The organism is Paraburkholderia sp. SIMBA_027 (assembly GCF_046535315.1).
Lineage (GTDB): Bacteria > Pseudomonadota > Gammaproteobacteria > Burkholderiales > Burkholderiaceae > Paraburkholderia > Paraburkholderia tropica.
Genome location: NZ_JAWRWY010001363.1, coordinates 1 through 245 on the forward strand (window position 1 = coordinate 1; position 245 = coordinate 245).

At 53.1% G+C, this 245-nt stretch carries 1 pseudogene; it reads left to right on the forward strand.

Going from position 1 to position 245, the window contains the following annotated elements:
- Positions 1-28 precede the first annotated feature (28 nt).
- Positions 29-245 (forward strand): annotated as a pseudogene (locus tag SB764_RS43630) (IS110 family transposase); the annotation flags it as partial.

Below are 245 nucleotides of genomic sequence, written 5' to 3' on the forward strand. Positions count from 1 at the left end.
CTAAACACTCGCTCAGGAGGAGCAGTTTATGGAACCTGCATCCATTCAACCGACCGCTGTCCGCATCGATCTTGGCGCAATTTTTGTGTCATTGGAACTGAGCCGATCGACCTGGTTGATCACTTCGTTGTCGCCAGGCAGCGGCGAGAAGATGTCGAAGCATGTAGTGGCCGGTGGCAATGTAGCCGAGTTGCTGGAACGATTTGAGCAGCTACAGCAGAAGGCGCGATTGAGAACAGGGAAAT